Here is a 17213-nt window from a genome sequence, read left to right as displayed (position 1 = left end):
CTCAATTTGTCTGGTGACGATGGCAGAGAGGTCACACCTGTTCCCATACCGAACACAGAAGTTAAGCTCTCTAGCGCCGATGGTAGTTGGACTTACGTTCCGCGAGAGTAGGACGTTGCCGGGCAATTTAAAAATGGATGCGATGAGCCGCACTCGGGGACCTGTTAGGTCTCTTTTTTTGTGTCTAAATTTAATTTATACTGAAGCTAAAGGAGCTGTTGATATGAATCCTATAACAGATCAGCTTAAAAGTTATTCAGATAGTATATCGTTACACGTACCGGGACATCATAGACATACCATAGGATCGATGCAGTTATCTCTTGATCAAGATATGACAGAAATAACCGGATTAGATGATTATCACCAAGCAGAAACTGTGATTGCGGACAGTGAAATCTCCTTATCTCGTAGTCAGGCATATCAATCCCGTTATTTGATAAACGGTACAACAGTAGGCATATTAGCTATTATTCAGGCACATCATAAACTAAGTGATGAACGGATTGCTATTATGAGGAATGTGCATAAGTCTGTTATCAATGGTTTAGATCTCACAAATACAGAAGCAATCATATTACCTATGGAAGTCTCGGAAAAAACAAATCAATATATCGGTTTAAATTTTGATGAGTTAGATAAATGTGAGTGGGATACTGTGGATTTAGCCATTTTGACATATCCTAATTATTTTGGTGAGACTTTTAATATTTTAGAAGCTATTCAATACTTTCATGATCGTAATATTGAAGTAGTTGTTGATGAAGCACATGGCGCGCATTTCGATATTACTGATGCATTTCCTATGTCTTCTCTTCGTGCAGCAGCAGATTATGTTGTTCAGTCCTATCACAAGACACTTCCTGCTTTAACGATGGGCTCAGTTATCCATTTGAAAAAAGATAGTAAATTAATTAGTGCTACCATTTCCTATCTATCCGTATTACAGACATCAAGTCCTTCGTATTTAATATTATCTAGTCTGGAACAAGCTCATCAATTTTATCTTCATTATAATGACGGCGAGTTTATGCTAAAGCGTCAGCAACTTATTGATGTCCTCCGCCAGGCATTCGAAGTCATTGAAGTATCAGACCCTTTAAAATTAGTGATAAAAAAAGAAGGTTATACAGGAGATGAAATTAAACTATTATTTGAAGACAGAGCAGTATTCATTGAACTCTCTGGCTATGATTACATTTTGTTAGTGCTTCCCCTCTGGCATCGAGATGATTTATATCCTTTTGATGAATTGATCAGACGGTTAAAAACAATTGAGGTTAAAACACGACATAACATGCTTGATATACCTTTTTTGAATCTCAGCAGTGGATTCTATACACCTGTTACCAGTCGGGTTAAATCAGTAAAAATCGATGAAGCTACCGGTTGTAAACTGGCTGAAGCGCTGATTCCTTATCCTCCAGGTATTCCTTATATACTCGCGGGAGAAGTTTTAACTGAACGCCTTCTAAATGTCCTTAAAACTTATGAAAATGTTCATGGTATAATGGATGGAAATATTAAAATAATAGTTGAGGAGTAGTATGACATTGTTTATTACGTTTGAAGGTCCAGAAGGATCAGGTAAATCAACTGTGATGCAGGCTATTGCAGAACGTCTGAATCAACCGCTCATTACAACACGTGAACCAGGAGGCATTCGTATTAGTGAAGCTATCAGGGAACTACTATTATCTGATGATAATTTGATGGATGCTCGTACTGAAGCGTTACTATTTGCAGCGAGTAGACGTCAGCATTTAGTTGAAAGAGTACTGCCTGCGCTTGAGGAAGGAAAACTGGTGCTTTGTGATCGTTTTATTGACAGTTCCCTTGCCTATCAAGGGTATGCGAGAGGTCTTGGAGCAGATGCAATCATGGACATCAATCGATTTGCGATTGAAGAGCACATGCCAGACCTCACCCTATATTTGAAAGTAGCACCCGAGATAGGGCTATCACGTATTAATGATAATGCTCGAGCAACTAATCGTCTTGATAAAGAGTCGCTGGCTTTTCATCAGCTCGTGTGTGAAGGCTATGATTATCTTGCTGAACAATACGACCGTATTGTAACCATTGATGCAGCACGTCCTATTGCTGACGTCATTGAAAGTGCTTATCAAGTCATCCTCGATAAGATGAAATGATATGTTATAATGTGCTATAGAAGATGGTGAGCTGCAGAAATGCAGCTTTTTCGATATAGATGGAGGTTCTTATGATAAACCAGCTGGAAACATTAGCGGATAAAAAAAAGCTCTCACATGCTTACTTACTTGAAGGCATTCAGCGTGAGGATATTAAACAGCAAGCAATGGATTTCGCTGTCCGTATTCTATGTGATGATGCACAAAGTGAATCTCGTATTCGTAGTCACAATTATGCTGATTTTTACTGGTTGGAGACTGAAGAACAAACCATCAAGAAAGATATGATTGAAGATGTACTGCACCGTATGAACCAAAAGCCCGTGGAAGGCCGCTATAAAGTGTATGTTATTGTCGACTTCGACAAACTGACAGTACAAGGAGAGAACTCCATTTTGAAGTTTCTGGAGGAGCCGCCACCGAATACAGTTGCTTTATTACTGACTACTCAAGCAAGTCATATTCTGCCGACTATTCATTCACGTTGTCAGCATATTGTTATACAGTCAAAAAGTACATATGAGCAGATGCTGAAGGATCATATTCATCCGGATTTAGCATCGACACTCTCGGCCCTATCATTTAGTTCAGACCAGGCACAGGGATGGATTGAAGAAAATGAGTTCGAATCAGTGAGACAGGCAACAGTCAAATGGGCTGATATGATGCAAAAAGATAGTCAGATGGGACTGATTCAAATCGTTGAACTGCTGCAAATAGCGAATGAACGGACAGGACAGCTCCTATTACTGGATATGCTGCAGCTTTATTTTCAAGATATGATTTATATAAAAGTTGAGCGATCAGAACGATTAAGCTTTCCGGATCATCAGGTCGCTTTTGAACAGCTGAGCACTAATGTCTCTTTACAGACATTGACGAGATGGATGGATGTCGTACAACAAGGAAAGCAGAAATTACTGCAATATGTAAGTGCTATGTTAGTGCTGGAACATATTGCTATTGAAATAGCAAAGGGGTGAAAGACATGACAGAAATTATTGGTGTAAAATACCATGTCGCAGATAAAACAGAATATTTTATGCCTGACAATGAACAGTATGTACTTGGTGATTATGTAGTAGTGGAATCAAAGAGAGGTAAAGAGCTCGCACGAGTGGTGATCGGCAATCGTGAAGTTGAGGATGATGCAGTTGTGCAGCCGGTTCCTGCTATTAAGCATCGTGCAACGAAAGAAGATTTAGTTAAATACGAAAGCAATATGTTTGATGCAGATAAAGCCTTTACAAGGTGTAAAGAATTAATTGCTAAACATAAGCTGGATATGGGACTCGTCAACGCAGAATACACGCTCGATAAAGGTAAAATTATTTTTAATTTTACAGCTAGTGAGCGTATTGATTTTCGTGAACTCGTTAAAAGTCTGGCTTTTGAGCTGAAGACAAGAATCGAGCTTCGTCAGATTGGTGTACGAGATGAAGCCAAAATACTGGGAGGCATTGGACCATGTGGACGTAGTCTATGCTGCTCCACTTACCTTGGTGACTTTGAACCTGTCTCTATTAAAATGGCTAAAGACCAGAATTTGTCTCTTAATCCTTCTAAAATTTCAGGTGCATGTGGTCGTCTGATGTGCTGTCTTAAATATGAAAATGATTATTACGAAGAGACACGACAAAAATTGCCGGATATCGGGCAAAAGATTGACACACCGGAAGGACCGGGCAAAGTAATTGGACTTAATATTCTGGACGTAACGATGCAAGTGAAGGTTCAGGGCATTGAACAGCCTATTGAGTATCACCTTGATGAAATCAAGTGAGGAGTTAAATAAATGAACAGAGATGAGCTATTGAATGAAATAGTAGAGATGGAGCAGCAGATGAAATTATTGCAGCAGAGCTTCATCTCTCTCAAGCAGCAGACAGTTGAACTTGTGGAAGAAAATGTTGCGCTCAAGCTGGAACGTGATAATCTTCAGAGATTGATTCAGAATCCAAAAAATCAACCTAAAAAAATGAAATCTCTGCAAAGTAAAGATAACCTGGCTATGCTCTATGCTGAAGGTTTTCATATTTGCCGGGGTGAACTGTTTGGTAAACACCGAGGCGGCGGAGATTGTATGTTCTGTCTGAGTCTCCTGGATTCAGATTAAAAAAGGCAGTCGATGCCTTTTTTTAGTGGAGGACACTATGTTAAAAACTAATGAACGTTTAGATCAACTTATTAAAGAGAATATCCGTATTATACAGAATGATGATGTGTTTTCATTTTCTACAGATGCATTACTGCTCGCTCACTTTGTGAAGCCTGTTAAGAAGGGACAAGTAATGGACCTTTGTACAGGAAATGGTATCATTCCATTGCTGCTGAGCGATAAATCAGTAATACCTATCGAAGGCATTGAGATACAGTCCCAATTAGTAGATATGGCCAAACGCTCAGTTGAATACAACGAGTTAAGTCATCAGATTACTATTACTGAAAAAGATTTACGAACTGTGACTCAATCATATAAACCGAGTCAATATGACATAGTGACTTGTAATCCACCTTATTTTAGAGAAAACCAATCTTTTCAGCATTTGAAAGAAGCCCATCGAATTGCACGTCACGAGATCATGTGTACACTGGATGACTGCACTGCTGCAAGTCGTCACCTGTTGAAACAAGGTGGAAAGCTCTATATGGTGCACAGAGCTGATCGACTAGTAGATTGTCTGGTCAGCATGAGGACTCACGGAATTGAACCAAAAACAATCTGGCCGATTTATTCACGCCCTGATAAACCAAACGCCGTAACTGTCGTGATAGAAGCCATTAAAGGTGGGAAATCTGACTGTAAGGTCATGCCGCCATTTTATATTTATGCTGCAGATGGTACATATAGCAGTGAGATGCACGAGGTTTATTATGGCTGAACACTTTATTTACATACTTGAATGCGCGGATGGGACATTTTATACCGGATATACAACGGATCTCGATAGGAGACTCGCTGTTCATAACACAGGCAAAGGGGCAAAGTATACACGAAATCGATTGCCCGTCAGAAGAATATACAGTGAAAGCTTTCCAACAAAAAGAGAAGCCATGCAGCGTGAATATGCGATTAAGCAGCTAACGAGAAAAGAAAAAGAGCAATTGATTAAAGGGGTGAAAGCATGACATTATATTTAGTAGGCACACCTATCGGCAATCTGGAGGATATGACTTTTCGTGCAGTGAGAATCTTAAAGGAAGTGGATCTGATTGCCTGTGAGGATACACGAGTTACAGGTAAGTTGACACATCATTATGGTATCGATACACCGCTTAAAAGTTATCATGAACATAATAAGGATAAGATGACAGAACAGCTGGTTGAGAAGCTGCAGGAAGGCTTATCGATTGCATTAGTTTCAGATGCCGGGCTGCCACTTATCAGTGACCCTGGTTACGAGCTGGTTAATGCTGTGCGTAAGGCCGGACTGCAAGTAGAGACAGTACCTGGCCCTAATGCAGCACTGACGGCCTTAATGACGAGTGGCCTCTCTTCATATTCTTTTTTGTTCTCTGGCTTTCTGCCACGTAAAGACAACGAGAAAACGAGTAAACTCTCGTCTTTAATGAAAGAACCTCACTCGATCATATTATATGAATCACCTTACCGTGTGAAGGACACATTACAGACTATACAGAAGATTGATGAAAACCGAATTGTTTCACTTGGTCGAGAGTTAACTAAGAGGTTTGAGCAAGTCGTCACTGCACCTGTCACTGAACTTTTATCGCAACTGGAAGAACATATTCCTCTAAAAGGAGAATTTGTTATCGTTATAGACGGACAGTATGAAATGATGGAAGAAGAGAGGTGGTGGGCGACGCTATCCATAAATGCGCATGTCGAACATTATATTAAAGATGATTATTCTTCAAAAGAAGCCATCAAGCAGGTTGCGCTAGACCGGAATATGAAAAAAAGAGAAATCTATGATAGTTATCATATTAATAATAAAGGCCCAAGCGCTTAATGCGCGAGGGCCCTTGTTCATTATTTAGCGTTTTTTTCACGTTCTTGAATTTCTTTGATCAGTTGATCTGCGCCTTCTTTACTTAAGACAAGTTTGCCGCCTGCCAGTAAGTAATTATCTTCAGATACATCACCTGTTACAGCACAAGTCATGCTTGGTTTGTATTTTTTTAAAATAATTTTATCAGCATCTGTGTAGATTTCTAAAGCATCTTTTTCTGCGATATCTAAAATACGACGCAATTCGATCGGAATAACGACACGTCCAAGTTCATCAACTTTTCTTACAATTCCTGTAGATTTCATTATATATATCCTCCTGTTGAATCATTTACTAATTCGACATTTTTTATTTAATATTCGACATTTGTCGTATTACGAATATACTACCATAAATATACAATGTCAATAAATATCTATCATATTTTACGTAATGTAACATAATGGTAATAAAGTTCGACAACTATTATTTATTATTAATGTCGAATTTACATTTAAAGGAATTGAATTGTAAGGGTATTTTCTGTATATTAAATACCATAAACAATGAGGAGGACTACGATGCCAAACAATACATTCTATGTGACGACCCCTATTTATTATCCAAGTGGTAAATTACATATTGGCCATGCTTATTCAACTGTGGCAGGGGACGTTATTGCGAGATATAAGCGATTACAAGGTTATGACGTTCACTACCTGACAGGGACAGATGAACACGGTCAGAAGATTCAGGAGAAAGCACAAGCGGCGGGAAAACCTGAAATTGAATATTTGGATGAAATTATTGCTGATATCCAAGCACTATGGAAAAAGCTTGAGATTTCAAATGATGATTTTATTCGTACAACAGAACAAAGACATAAAGAAGTTGTTGAGAAAGTGTTTGAACGTTTACTTGAGCAAGGCGATATTTATCTCGGTGAATATGAAGGCTGGTATTCAGTACCTGATGAAACGTATTACACAGAAACACAGCTCGTCGATCCTGTATATGAAGGTGAAAAAATTGTCGGAGGCAAAAGTCCGGATTCCGAACACCCTGTAGAACTCGTGAAAGAAGAAAGCTATTTCTTTAAATTAAGTAAGTATGCAGATCGTCTCGTGAAATATTACGAAGAACACCCTGAGTTTATTCAGCCCGTCTCCCGTAAAAATGAGATGCTGAATAACTTTATCAAACCAGGATTAGAAGATTTAGCTGTTTCACGTACTTCATTCGACTGGGGTATTAAAGTGCCTTCTAATCCGAAACACGTTGTCTATGTGTGGATAGATGCACTTACAAACTATATTTCAGCTTTAGGCTATTTAAGTGACGATGATGCTTTATTTAAAAAATACTGGCCAGCTGATATTCACTTGATGGCCAAAGAGATTGTTCGTTTCCATACGATTATCTGGCCTGTTCTATTGATGGCACTTGAGCTGCCATTACCGAAAAAAGTATTTGCGCATGGCTGGATTCTAATGAAAGACGGTAAGATGAGTAAGTCAAAGGGAAACGTAGTAGATCCACACGTTCTAATTGATCGCTATGGTCTTGATGCAGTACGTTATTATTTATTGCGTGAATTACCATTTGGTTCAGATGGCGTCTTCACACCAGAAGCATTTATTGATCGTACAAATTTCGACCTTGCCAATGATCTCGGTAATCTGGTGAATCGTACAATTGCAATGATTAATAAGTATTTTGACGGAGAGCTCTCTGGTTATAAAGGACAGCTGCACGAAAAAGATGCTGAACTTGAAGCGCTGGCAATAGAGACAAAAGTTAATTATGATCAGGCCATGGAGTCATTACAATTTTCAGTTGCACTGCAGGAAGTATGGAAACTAATCAGCCGTACGAATAAATATATTGATGAGACGACACCTTGGATTCTTGCAAAGGACGCTGAACAGAAAGAATTGCTGGAAAGCGTGATGTACCACCTACTTGAAAATATCCGTATTGCTGCAGTATTACTGCGCCCATTCCTCACACAGACACCGTACAGAATCTTTGAACAGATAAATCTGAGTGACAGTGAACTTCAAAACTTCTCAAGTATTGAAAAGTATGGTCAATTAAAAGCGATTAAGGTGACAGCTACGCCTGCACCTATCTTCCCACGTCTTGATGTAGAGAAGGAAGTCGCTTTCATTAAAGAGACAATGCAGCCTCCTAAAAAAGAAGAGGTTATAGCTAGTAAAGACGAAATTACAATTGATACATTTAATGAAGTCGAGCTTAAGGTTGCTACAATCATTGATGCGGATCATGTTAAGAAAGCTAAAAAACTGTTGAAAATTCAGGTGGATTTAGGAAATGAAAAGCGCCAGATTGTGTCCGGGATTGCGGAGCATTATAAACCAGAAGATATTATCGGTAAAAAAGTAATTGTCGTAACGAATTTAAAACCGGTTAACTTACGCGGAGAGAAATCTGAAGGTATGATTCTATCTGCTGAAAAAGAAGGACAGCTAACACTGGTGAGTGTTCCTAGCTCAATCAGTAACGGCTCAATCGTTAAATAGGAGTGATGAAATGCTAATCGATACACATGTACACTTAAATGCCGATCAATACGATGAAGACTTACAGGTGGTCATCGATCGCGCACTGGAAGCGGGAATTGACCGTATGATTGTCGTAGGTTTTGATGAGAAGACGATTAAGCGCACGATGACACTTATCGATCAGTATGAATTCATTTATGGTGTAATTGGCTGGCACCCGGTTGACGCGATTGATTTTACGGATGAGTATTATGAATGGATTAAAGAACTTGCCGGTCATCCGAAAGTTGTGGCGATTGGTGAGATGGGTCTGGATTATCACTGGGATAAATCACCGAAAGATATTCAGCAGGAAGTCTTCCGTCGTCAAATTACACTCGCAAAAGAACTGAAGAAACCTATCGTGATTCATAACCGGGAAGCTACACAAGACGTTGTTGATATTCTAAAAGAAGAGAATGCGGCTGAAGTAGGAGGTGTAATGCATAGTTTTAGTGGTTCAACAGAAATTTGTGATGAAATTCTGAAAATGAACTTCATTATCTCATTAGGAGGACCTGTCACATTCAAAAATGCAAAGCAACCAAAAGAAGTGGCAAAACATGTGCCGCTCGACAAGCTCATTGTTGAAACGGACGCCCCTTATCTTACGCCTCATCCTTATAGAGGCAAAAGAAATGAACCTGCTTACGTCAAGCTGGTCGCTGAAGAGATTGCAGACTTACGTGGCATAAGTTATGAGGAGCTTGCAGCAGCTACGACTCGTAATGCTGAACGATTATTTAATCTATGATTATCAGGCAGAAATCCGGCAATGGATTTCTGCCTGTTATGCTATAATGGGACGGGTGATAATATGAAAATAAATGAAATTGTAATCGTTGAAGGAAAAGATGATACGGTCAGAGTGAAGCAGGCTGTTGACTGTGATACGATTGAAACGAATGGTTCAGCTATCAATGAAGCAACGCTGCAGACGATTGAGCATGCAGCTGAAAAAAGAGGTGTCATCATCCTGACTGACCCTGATTACCCGGGTAATAAAATCAGAACGACCATTGAAAAACGAGTGCCAGGTGCTAAACAAGCATTTATTGATGCATCCATTGCACGCAATAAACGAGGTAAAATTGGAATTGAACACGCGCCACTCGCGGCAATTGAAGAGGCGCTGATTAATGTAAGCACCCCGTTCGATAGTGATGTGGAAACAATCAGTAAACAACTGCTGGTCGACCTTGGACTTATCATAGGTCCCGGCGCAAAGGAAAGAAGAGCAAAGGTATGCAGTAAGCTTAAGATAGGTTACTGTAACGGTAAGCAATTATTTCATAGACTTAATGCGTTCGGTGTCACTGAGGAAGATGTAAAAAAAGCGATAAAGTGAGGAAACAGTATGAATTATAAAGATATTGCAACACCGCTCAGAACGAAGATGCTGCTCGATAAATATGGTTTTTCATTCAAGAAAAGTCTGGGACAGAACTTCCTTGTTGATACGAATGTCATCAATAATATCATCAGTGCAAGTGGAATCACTGAGAAATCAGGTATTATTGAAATCGGACCTGGTATGGGGTCACTGACTGAGCAGCTCGCTAAAAGAGCTAAAAAAGTTCTGGCATTTGAAATTGATCAACGTCTGATTCCTATTCTTGAGGATACGATGAGTCCTTATGACAACGTGACAGTAATTAATGAAGATATACTGAAAGCAGACGTTAAAGCAGCGATTGAGACACACTTAAGCGACTGTGAAGAGATACTAGTGGTTGCGAATCTGCCTTACTATATCACAACTCCTATACTCATGGGACTGCTGGAACAGCATCTACCTATTAAAAGTTATGTTGTCATGATGCAAAAAGAAGTAGGAGATCGACTTAGTGCGGTGCCATCGACTAAGAGTTATGGCTCTTTATCCATTGCAGTTCAGTATTATACAACTGTAGAAAAGGTAATGGTAGTACCCAAAGGTGTCTTTATGCCACCACCTAATGTCGACTCGCTCGTCGTTAAATTAACGACATTACCTCATCCGGCAGTTCAGGTAGAAGACGAGGCATTATTCTTCAAACTGACGCGAAGTGCATTTGTACAACGTCGCAAAACCATATTAAATAATTATATGAGTGTGATTAAAGAGAGTAAATTGTACAAAGAAGATATCATCAAATGGCTGGAAGAATCAGGAGTCGAGCCTAATCGACGAGGAGAGAGTCTGTCTTTAAATGAATTTGCAGAATTATCTAATAATTTTAAGCATTTTAACACATTATCAATATAAATATATTGACAACCTCGTCTGGACTTGATAAAATTTAAATTTTATTTGACTAATTACTATAAAAATGATATAATTTTCCTCATAGCGAGGTGGGGTCAATATGCCAAAGACATTAATAGACATCAAAAAAATTCTTGATTGTCAGTTAGGAAACCGTATTGTACTTAGAGCTAATGGAGGCCGTAAGAAGTTAATCGAGCGCCGCGGTGTCTTGAAAGAAACTTATCCATCAGTTTTCATTGTTGAGCTTGATCAAAGCCAGCACAATTTTGAACGCGTGTCTTATACATATACTGACGTGCTGACAGAGAATGTCCAAGTGACATTTGTCGATGAAAATCAAGAGGAATTCCTCGTTCAATAACATAACGAGCAAAGCATATCTTAGGATATGCTTTTTTTATTTGGCGCTCCCAACCATTCATAAATATGATAGAATTGTACTATTAATTTTAAGTGAGGACGAGGGATGATTTACGAAAAAGCACCAGCCAAAATTAACTTAACGCTAGATACACTTTATAAACGTGAAGATGGTTATCATGAAGTTGAGATGATCATGACAACTGTAGATTTAAACGATCGATTGACACTTGAAAAGAGAAAAGATAAGAAAATTGTATTGAAGGTAGAGCATCGATACGTACCGACTGATCACCGTAATTTAGCTTATAAAGCGGCTAAATTGATGATGGATCGCTATCAGATTAAGCAAGGGGTTACTATTACGCTTGATAAAGCAATTCCCATTGCAGCAGGTCTAGCTGGAGGCTCGAGCGATGCAGCCGCTACGCTTCGAGGGATGAACCGATTATTCGAACTTGGCTTATCATTAGAAGAATTAAGTGAGCTTTCAGCTGAAATTGGTTCTGACATTCCTTTTTGTGTGTACGGTAAAACGGCTTTGTGCAAAGGCCGAGGAGAGAAACTGACCCCTCTGCCGAAGCCTCCAGCTGCATGGGTGGTACTCGCGAAGCCTGACATCAGTGTCTCAACGGCAGATGTTTATGGCGCGCTTAAAGTAAGTAGTGAGGATAAAAAGATACCTACTACTCAATGTATAGAAGCACTTGAGACGGGAGATTATCAGCTATTGATTAATAGTCTGGGTAATACACTTGAGAAAGTGACCATTGAGATGCATCCGGTTATTCAATCACTCAAAGAGACGATGCAAAAAGCTGGGATTGATGCGACGATGATGAGTGGCAGTGGGCCTACAGTATACGGACTGGCCAGCAAAGAAAGACAGGCCAAAAGCGTAGTCAATGCGCTGAAAGGCTGCTGCAAGGAAGTCTATATGATTCGTTTACTCGGATAAACTTGAAAAACCGAACGTTTATGTTATATTATATTTAAAACATACGTAAATGAGGCTAAAGAATGAAGTTTAAACGGAGTGAAAGAATTGTCTATATGACAAGCTATTTATTGCGCCATCCTAATGAATTAGTGCCCCTCACTTTCTTTGTACAGAAATTTGATCAGGCAAAGTCTTCTATAAGTGAAGATATTCAGATCATAAAAGAGACGTTTCTTAAAGAGAAGGTGGGTATTATTGTGACGACCGCTGGAGCAAGCGGAGGTGTGACTTTTAAGCCTAAGATGTACAAGGAAGAAGCTGAAAGTCTGATAGAACATCTGATAGAAAGACTGCAGGAAAATGATCGTTTATTACCCGGCGGCTATTTGTTCATGTCTGATATGGTAGGAAATCCGCGGTTACTTGGCCAAGTAGGTGAATTGATCGCGACTATGTATATGGATAGAGAAATTGATGCAATTGTTACTATTGCGACAAAAGGTATATCACTGGCCAATGCTGTTGCAAATATTATGAACCTGCCTGTCGTGGTTATCAGAAAGGATAACAAAGTAACAGAAGGATCTACTGTCAGCATTAATTATGTGTCAGGTTCATCGCGTAAAATTGAGACGATGGTTCTGTCAAAAAGGACATTACCGGAAGGTTCTAACGTGCTGATTGTTGATGATTTTATGCGAGCAGGCGGCTCTATCACCGGCGTAATGAATTTAATGAGTGAGTTTAAAGCGAAGGTTGCAGGGGTATCTGTACTTGTAGAATCTAAAGAAGTAAAGCATCGCTTAATAGAAGACTATACTTCACTGGTTAAATTATCAGATGTTGATGAATATAACCAATCTTTTACTGTAGAAAAAGGTAATTGTCTGAACCATTTTAAATAGAGGAGAATGAATGATGAAATCAATTATTTCTAAAAATGCACCCGCAGCAATTGGACCGTACTGTCACGCAGTTGTTGTGAACAATATGGTCTATACAAGTGGACAGATTCCTTTGACAACAGAAGGCGCTATCGTCAGTGAGGATGTCCAGGCACAAACTGAGCAAGTGATGAAGAACCTTCAGGTTGTACTTGCTGACAGTGGTGCAGATTTCAGTTCGGTCGTAAAAACGACTATTTTCATTAGCGACATGAATGATTTTCCTGTAATTAATGAAGTGTATGGCAGTTATTTCACTGAGCATCTTCCCGCACGCAGCTGTGTAGAAGTCAGTCGATTACCTAAAGACGTAAAAGTCGAAATTGAGGTTGTAGCTCTAGTCCGTTAAGCAAAAATATCCGACAGGGGGCAGCACAAGTGAAAGTAACAGATGTTCGACTTAGGAAAATCGATACTGATGGCCGTATGAAAGCACTCGTATCTATCACCTTGGATGAAGTCTTTGTCATTCATGATCTGCGAGTGATTGAAGGGAATTCTGGTTTGTTTGTGGCAATGCCGAGTAAACGTACACCTGATGGGGAATTCCGGGATATCGCACATCCTATCAATAGTGAAATGCGGCAAGAGATTCAGCAGGCAGTAATTAAAGTTTATGATGAAACACCTGATCCTGCAGTAAATGCTTCAGATGATACCGTGCAGACTTATGAAGGTTCAGAGGATGCGACAAGCATCGAGGCAGAAGGTCTGATTGAAGATGATTCAGAGACAACTGTAGAAGAAGATCTTGAAAAATAATGGATGAAGAATGAGGGCACATACGTGCTCTCTTTTTTTATATCTCCATAAGTGCTTGAAAGTCAGATGGATATTAAATTATAATGGATATAACGCAAATTTTGGAGGCTTTCAATATGACTAAACAAGCAATCATCCTTGCTGCAGGAAAAGGAACACGAATGAAGTCTAAGCTTTATAAAGTTCTTCACCCTGTGACGGGCAAGCCGATGGTTAAACATGTGCTTGATAATATTCGTCAAGCAGGTGTATCAGAAATTGTAACAATTGTAGGCCACGGAGCAGAACAAGTTAAAGAATTACTAAGTAATGAATCGCTTTTCAGTATGCAGTCAGAGCAGCTTGGAACAGCTCATGCCGTGTCTATGGCGAAGGAACATTTAGGGGCACATAAAGGAACTACAATCGTTATTTGTGGAGATACTCCCCTTATTTCAAAGGAGACGATTGAAAACTTAATCGCGCATCATGAGAGAAGTGGTGCTAAAGCCACTATATTATCGGCTAAAACACATCAACCTTTCGGCTATGGACGTATTGTCAGAGATGAATATGGCAATGTGGAAAGAATTGTTGAAGAAAAAGATGCGAGTTTCGAAGAGAAGCTGATAAATGAAGTAAGCTCAGGAACATTCTGTTTTGATAATCAGGCACTTTTTGAAAAACTGGCACTTGTTAAAAACGATAATGCTCAATCTGAATATTATTTACCTGACGTCATCCGATTACTTAAAGAAGACGATGCACGAGTTGAAGCTTATACAACTGAATATTTTGAAGAGACATTAGGCGTTAATGACCGAGTCAATCTTGCGCTTGCAGAGAAGTTGATGAGACGGCGTATTAACCAGATGCATATGTTGAACGGGGTCACTTTAATTGATCCAGATACTACATATATTGATAGTGAAGTAGAAATTGGGCAAGATACGATTATTCATCCAGGCGTTTCACTGAAAGGACGAACAGTCATCGGCACTGAAGTTGAGGTGACAGCCCATAGTGAAATTACGAATAGTACAATCGGTGAGGGTGCAAAAATCAAGCAGTCAGTCGTGACAGACTCTGTCGTTGGAGCGTACTCAAGCGTTGGACCATTTGCTCAGCTGAGACCAGGTAGTGATATTGGTCGTGAAGTGAAAATCGGTAACTTTGTTGAGGTAAAAAAAGCAAAACTGCATGACGAAGCAAAAGTTTCGCACTTAAGTTACATTGGAGACGCTGAAATTGGTGAACGAACTAATGTAGGCTGTGGTTCTATTACAGTCAATTACGATGGTCAGAACAAGTTTAAGACAGTAGTCGGTAAAGATGCTTTCATCGGCTGTAACTCTAACCTGGTAGCACCTGTTACAATTGGAGATGGCTCTTTTGTAGCAGCAGGTTCAACCATTACAGATGATGTACCTGAAGCAAGTCTTGCTTTAGGTAGAGCGCGCCAGACGACTAAAGAGGGTTACTATAAAAAATAAAAGCTGTGGAGGCTGAAAAATGTTATACAACGAAATGAAAGACACGAAATTAAAAATATTCTCTCTCGAAAGCAATCACCCGCTAGCGGATGAAATTGCGAAGCATGTTGGATTATCTCTTGGTAAATCTAGTGTTAAGCGATTCAGTGATGGTGAAATTCAGATTAATATCGAAGAAAGTATTCGCGGCTGCGATGTTTTCATTATTCAATCAACATCTAATCCTGTTAATGATCACTTAATGGAGCTTCTGATTATGATTGATGCCTTAAAACGTGCGTCTGCTGTAACGATTAACGTAGTAATGCCGTATTATGGTTACGCACGTCAAGATCGTAAAGCGCGCAGCCGTGAGCCGATTACTGCAAAGCTTGTTGCGAACTTACTTGAAACAGCGGGTGCGGACCGTGTCATCGCACTTGATCTTCATGCTCCACAGATTCAAGGATTTTTTGATATTCCAATTGACCATTTAATGGGGGAACCTATTTTATCTGAATATTTCCTGAATAAAAAAGATATTGATTTAGATAGTCTGGTCATTGTTTCGCCTGACCACGGTGGCGTTACTCGTGCCCGTAAAATGGCTGATCGCCTGAAAGCACCAATCGCTATTATTGATAAACGTCGTCCAAAGCCTAATGTTGCTGAAGTAATGAATATTGTAGGCGATATCAACGGTAAAACAGCTATTATCATTGATGATATTATCGACACAGCAGGTACTATTTCAATTGCAGCCCAAGCGCTGATCGATAAAGGTGCAAATGAAGTATATGCATGTTGTACACATCCTGTTCTTTCAGGTCCGGCATTTGAACGCATTACAGACTCAGCGATTAAAGAGCTTGTCGTAACGAATTCTATCAATCTGCCACAAGAAGGGCGACCATCTAAAATTGTTCAGTTATCTGTTGCGCAATTACTTGCTCAGGCCATTGTCCGTATATATGAACAGGAATCTGTCAGCAGTTTATTCGATTAATTTTTAAAATGAATGTTTAGCTTTCTCTTAGTGGGGTAATTATGATGTATGAGAGAAAATAAACGTTATGCAAGCAGGTTACCACAACTGATGGGCAGACGTAGGAGTTCCTTAGGATAAGGAACATGAAAGGCAGGATATAAACATGGCTAATTTAAAAGCAGTCGAAAGACAAGGTAAATCTTCACGTTCAGAACTTAATTCATTAAGAGCGACAGGTAACATTCCAGCAGTTATATACGGTTACGGTGCAACTAATACAGCAGTTCATGTCAATAATGCAGATTTCATCAAGGTGATGCGTGAAGTAGGACGTAACGGTGTTATTGAACTTGCATTAGACTCTGGTTCAACTAAAGTGATGGTATCAGATTACCAGATTGATCCAATTAAACAGCAAGTTACACATATTGACTTCCTTGCAATCAATATGAAAGCTGAATTAACAGTGGATGTAACCGTTACATTAACAGGTGAAGCTAAAGGTGCTGAAGAAGGTGGCGTTGTACAACAACCATTATTCACTTTATCAGTAACAGCAACACCAGACGAAATCCCTGAAACAATTGAAGTAGACGTTACTGAATTAAACATCGGTGATTCATTCACAGTTGAAGAATTACGTAATAGCAGAAACTATACAATCAACAATGAAGATGATGAAACAATTGTTACTGTCGTACCTCCAACAGTTGTCGAAGAGCCAGAAGAAGGCGAAGAAGCGGCAGAAGGCGAAGAAGCTGAGAACGCTGAAGCTACTGAAGGCGGAGAAGAAGAAAAAGACGCTGAAGAAAAAGCGGAATAAATATCTTATTATTAACAGACAGCC

Annotated in this window: 21 protein-coding genes and 1 rRNA gene; 21 read left to right on the top strand and 1 reads right to left on the bottom strand. The window is 39.5% G+C overall.

Annotated features, from left to right (window positions below):
• Positions 1–9: 9 nt before the first annotated feature.
• From rrf to rsmI, 9 genes are all read left to right on the top strand, one after another.
• Positions 10–124: ribosomal RNA gene (gene rrf, locus ERX37_RS11000) — 5S ribosomal RNA — on the top strand.
• 9 nt (positions 125–133) lie between these two features.
• Positions 134–1546 (top strand): Orn/Lys/Arg family decarboxylase, encoded by a 1413-nt coding sequence (locus ERX37_RS11795; protein ID WP_133430723.1) that lies wholly within the window; start codon positions 134–136, stop codon positions 1544–1546.
• Position 1547: 1 nt separating this feature from the next.
• A complete protein-coding gene (gene tmk / locus ERX37_RS10990) occupies positions 1548–2153 on the top strand; it encodes a dTMP kinase (RefSeq protein ID WP_133430722.1) in 606 nt (201 codons plus the stop codon).
• A 71-nt stretch (positions 2154–2224) separates the two neighbouring features.
• A complete protein-coding gene (locus ERX37_RS10985; protein WP_165982045.1) occupies positions 2225–3136 on the top strand; it encodes a DNA polymerase III subunit delta' in 912 nt (303 codons plus the stop codon).
• Between the two features lie 5 nt (positions 3137–3141).
• Entirely contained in the window at positions 3142–3936 is a 795-nt protein-coding gene (locus ERX37_RS10980) for a PSP1 domain-containing protein (protein WP_133430720.1), read from the top strand.
• Positions 3937–3948: 12 nt separating this feature from the next.
• Positions 3949–4269 carry an initiation control protein YabA gene (locus tag ERX37_RS10975; RefSeq protein WP_133430719.1) on the top strand — a complete coding sequence of 107 codons (321 nt, stop codon included), beginning with the start codon at positions 3949–3951 and terminating at the stop codon, positions 4267–4269.
• Positions 4270–4306: 37 nt separating this feature from the next.
• Positions 4307–5035 carry a tRNA1(Val) (adenine(37)-N6)-methyltransferase gene (locus ERX37_RS10970; RefSeq protein ID WP_133430718.1) on the top strand — a complete coding sequence of 243 codons (729 nt, stop codon included), beginning with the start codon at positions 4307–4309 and terminating at the stop codon, positions 5033–5035.
• Positions 5028–5282 (top strand): GIY-YIG nuclease family protein, encoded by a 255-nt coding sequence (locus ERX37_RS10965; RefSeq protein ID WP_133430717.1) that lies wholly within the window; start codon positions 5028–5030, stop codon positions 5280–5282. The genes ERX37_RS10970 and ERX37_RS10965 overlap by 8 nt, the downstream gene beginning before the upstream one ends.
• Positions 5279–6127, top strand: coding sequence for a 16S rRNA (cytidine(1402)-2'-O)-methyltransferase (gene rsmI, locus ERX37_RS10960; protein WP_133430716.1), 849 nt, complete (start codon positions 5279–5281; stop codon positions 6125–6127). The genes ERX37_RS10965 and rsmI overlap by 4 nt, the downstream gene beginning before the upstream one ends.
• 20 nt (positions 6128–6147) lie before the next feature.
• Here the strand turns inward: rsmI and ERX37_RS10955 are convergent, their stop codons facing one another.
• The gene (locus tag ERX37_RS10955; RefSeq protein WP_133430715.1) at positions 6148–6432 is read right to left on the bottom strand and encodes an AbrB/MazE/SpoVT family DNA-binding domain-containing protein; all 285 of its coding nucleotides are present in this window, start codon (positions 6430–6432) and stop codon (positions 6148–6150) included.
• A gap of 255 nt (positions 6433–6687) precedes the next feature.
• Between ERX37_RS10955 and metG the strand changes: the two genes are divergently transcribed.
• The 12 genes from metG (at position 6688) to ERX37_RS10895 (ending at position 17189) form a co-directional block, all read left to right on the top strand.
• Entirely contained in the window at positions 6688–8649 is a 1962-nt protein-coding gene (gene metG / locus ERX37_RS10950; protein ID WP_133430714.1) for a methionine--tRNA ligase, read from the top strand.
• A 10-nt stretch (positions 8650–8659) separates the two neighbouring features.
• Complete coding sequence (locus ERX37_RS10945; protein WP_133430713.1) at positions 8660–9424, top strand: TatD family hydrolase; 765 nt, start codon at positions 8660–8662, stop codon at positions 9422–9424.
• A 63-nt stretch (positions 9425–9487) separates the two neighbouring features.
• A complete protein-coding gene (rnmV, locus tag ERX37_RS10940) occupies positions 9488–10018 on the top strand; it encodes a ribonuclease M5 (RefSeq protein WP_133430712.1) in 531 nt (176 codons plus the stop codon).
• Positions 10019–10027: 9 nt separating this feature from the next.
• On the top strand, positions 10028–10918 hold the full coding sequence (gene rsmA / locus ERX37_RS10935) for a 16S rRNA (adenine(1518)-N(6)/adenine(1519)-N(6))-dimethyltransferase RsmA (RefSeq protein ID WP_133430711.1): 891 nt from the start codon (positions 10028–10030) through the stop codon (positions 10916–10918).
• A gap of 100 nt (positions 10919–11018) precedes the next feature.
• Positions 11019–11282 carry a biofilm formation stimulator Veg gene (veg, locus tag ERX37_RS10930; protein WP_133430710.1) on the top strand — a complete coding sequence of 88 codons (264 nt, stop codon included), beginning with the start codon at positions 11019–11021 and terminating at the stop codon, positions 11280–11282.
• Between the two features lie 105 nt (positions 11283–11387).
• Positions 11388–12239: a 4-(cytidine 5'-diphospho)-2-C-methyl-D-erythritol kinase gene (gene ispE, locus ERX37_RS10925; protein WP_133430709.1), complete on the top strand. Its 852-nt coding sequence runs from the start codon at positions 11388–11390 to the stop codon at positions 12237–12239.
• Between the two features lie 62 nt (positions 12240–12301).
• On the top strand, positions 12302–13126 hold the full coding sequence (purR, locus tag ERX37_RS10920) for a pur operon repressor (protein WP_133430708.1): 825 nt from the start codon (positions 12302–12304) through the stop codon (positions 13124–13126).
• Positions 13127–13139: 13 nt separating this feature from the next.
• The gene (locus ERX37_RS10915; RefSeq protein ID WP_133430707.1) at positions 13140–13514 is read left to right on the top strand and encodes a RidA family protein; all 375 of its coding nucleotides are present in this window, start codon (positions 13140–13142) and stop codon (positions 13512–13514) included.
• A 29-nt stretch (positions 13515–13543) separates the two neighbouring features.
• Complete coding sequence (spoVG, locus tag ERX37_RS10910) at positions 13544–13927, top strand: septation regulator SpoVG (protein WP_133430706.1); 384 nt, start codon at positions 13544–13546, stop codon at positions 13925–13927.
• Between the two features lie 116 nt (positions 13928–14043).
• Complete coding sequence (gene glmU / locus ERX37_RS10905; RefSeq protein ID WP_133430705.1) at positions 14044–15399, top strand: bifunctional UDP-N-acetylglucosamine diphosphorylase/glucosamine-1-phosphate N-acetyltransferase GlmU; 1356 nt, start codon at positions 14044–14046, stop codon at positions 15397–15399.
• Positions 15400–15418: 19 nt separating this feature from the next.
• Complete coding sequence (locus ERX37_RS10900) at positions 15419–16384, top strand: ribose-phosphate diphosphokinase (RefSeq protein WP_133430704.1); 966 nt, start codon at positions 15419–15421, stop codon at positions 16382–16384.
• A gap of 145 nt (positions 16385–16529) precedes the next feature.
• On the top strand, positions 16530–17189 hold the full coding sequence (locus ERX37_RS10895; RefSeq protein ID WP_133430703.1) for a 50S ribosomal protein L25/general stress protein Ctc: 660 nt from the start codon (positions 16530–16532) through the stop codon (positions 17187–17189).
• The last annotated feature ends 24 nt before the right edge of the window (positions 17190–17213 follow it).

Source organism: Macrococcus hajekii, assembly GCF_004359505.1.
GTDB lineage: Bacteria > Bacillota > Bacilli > Staphylococcales > Staphylococcaceae > Macrococcus > Macrococcus hajekii.
The sequence above is the reverse complement of the archived record's forward strand: the minus strand, read 5'-3'. Positions and strand labels throughout refer to the sequence as shown.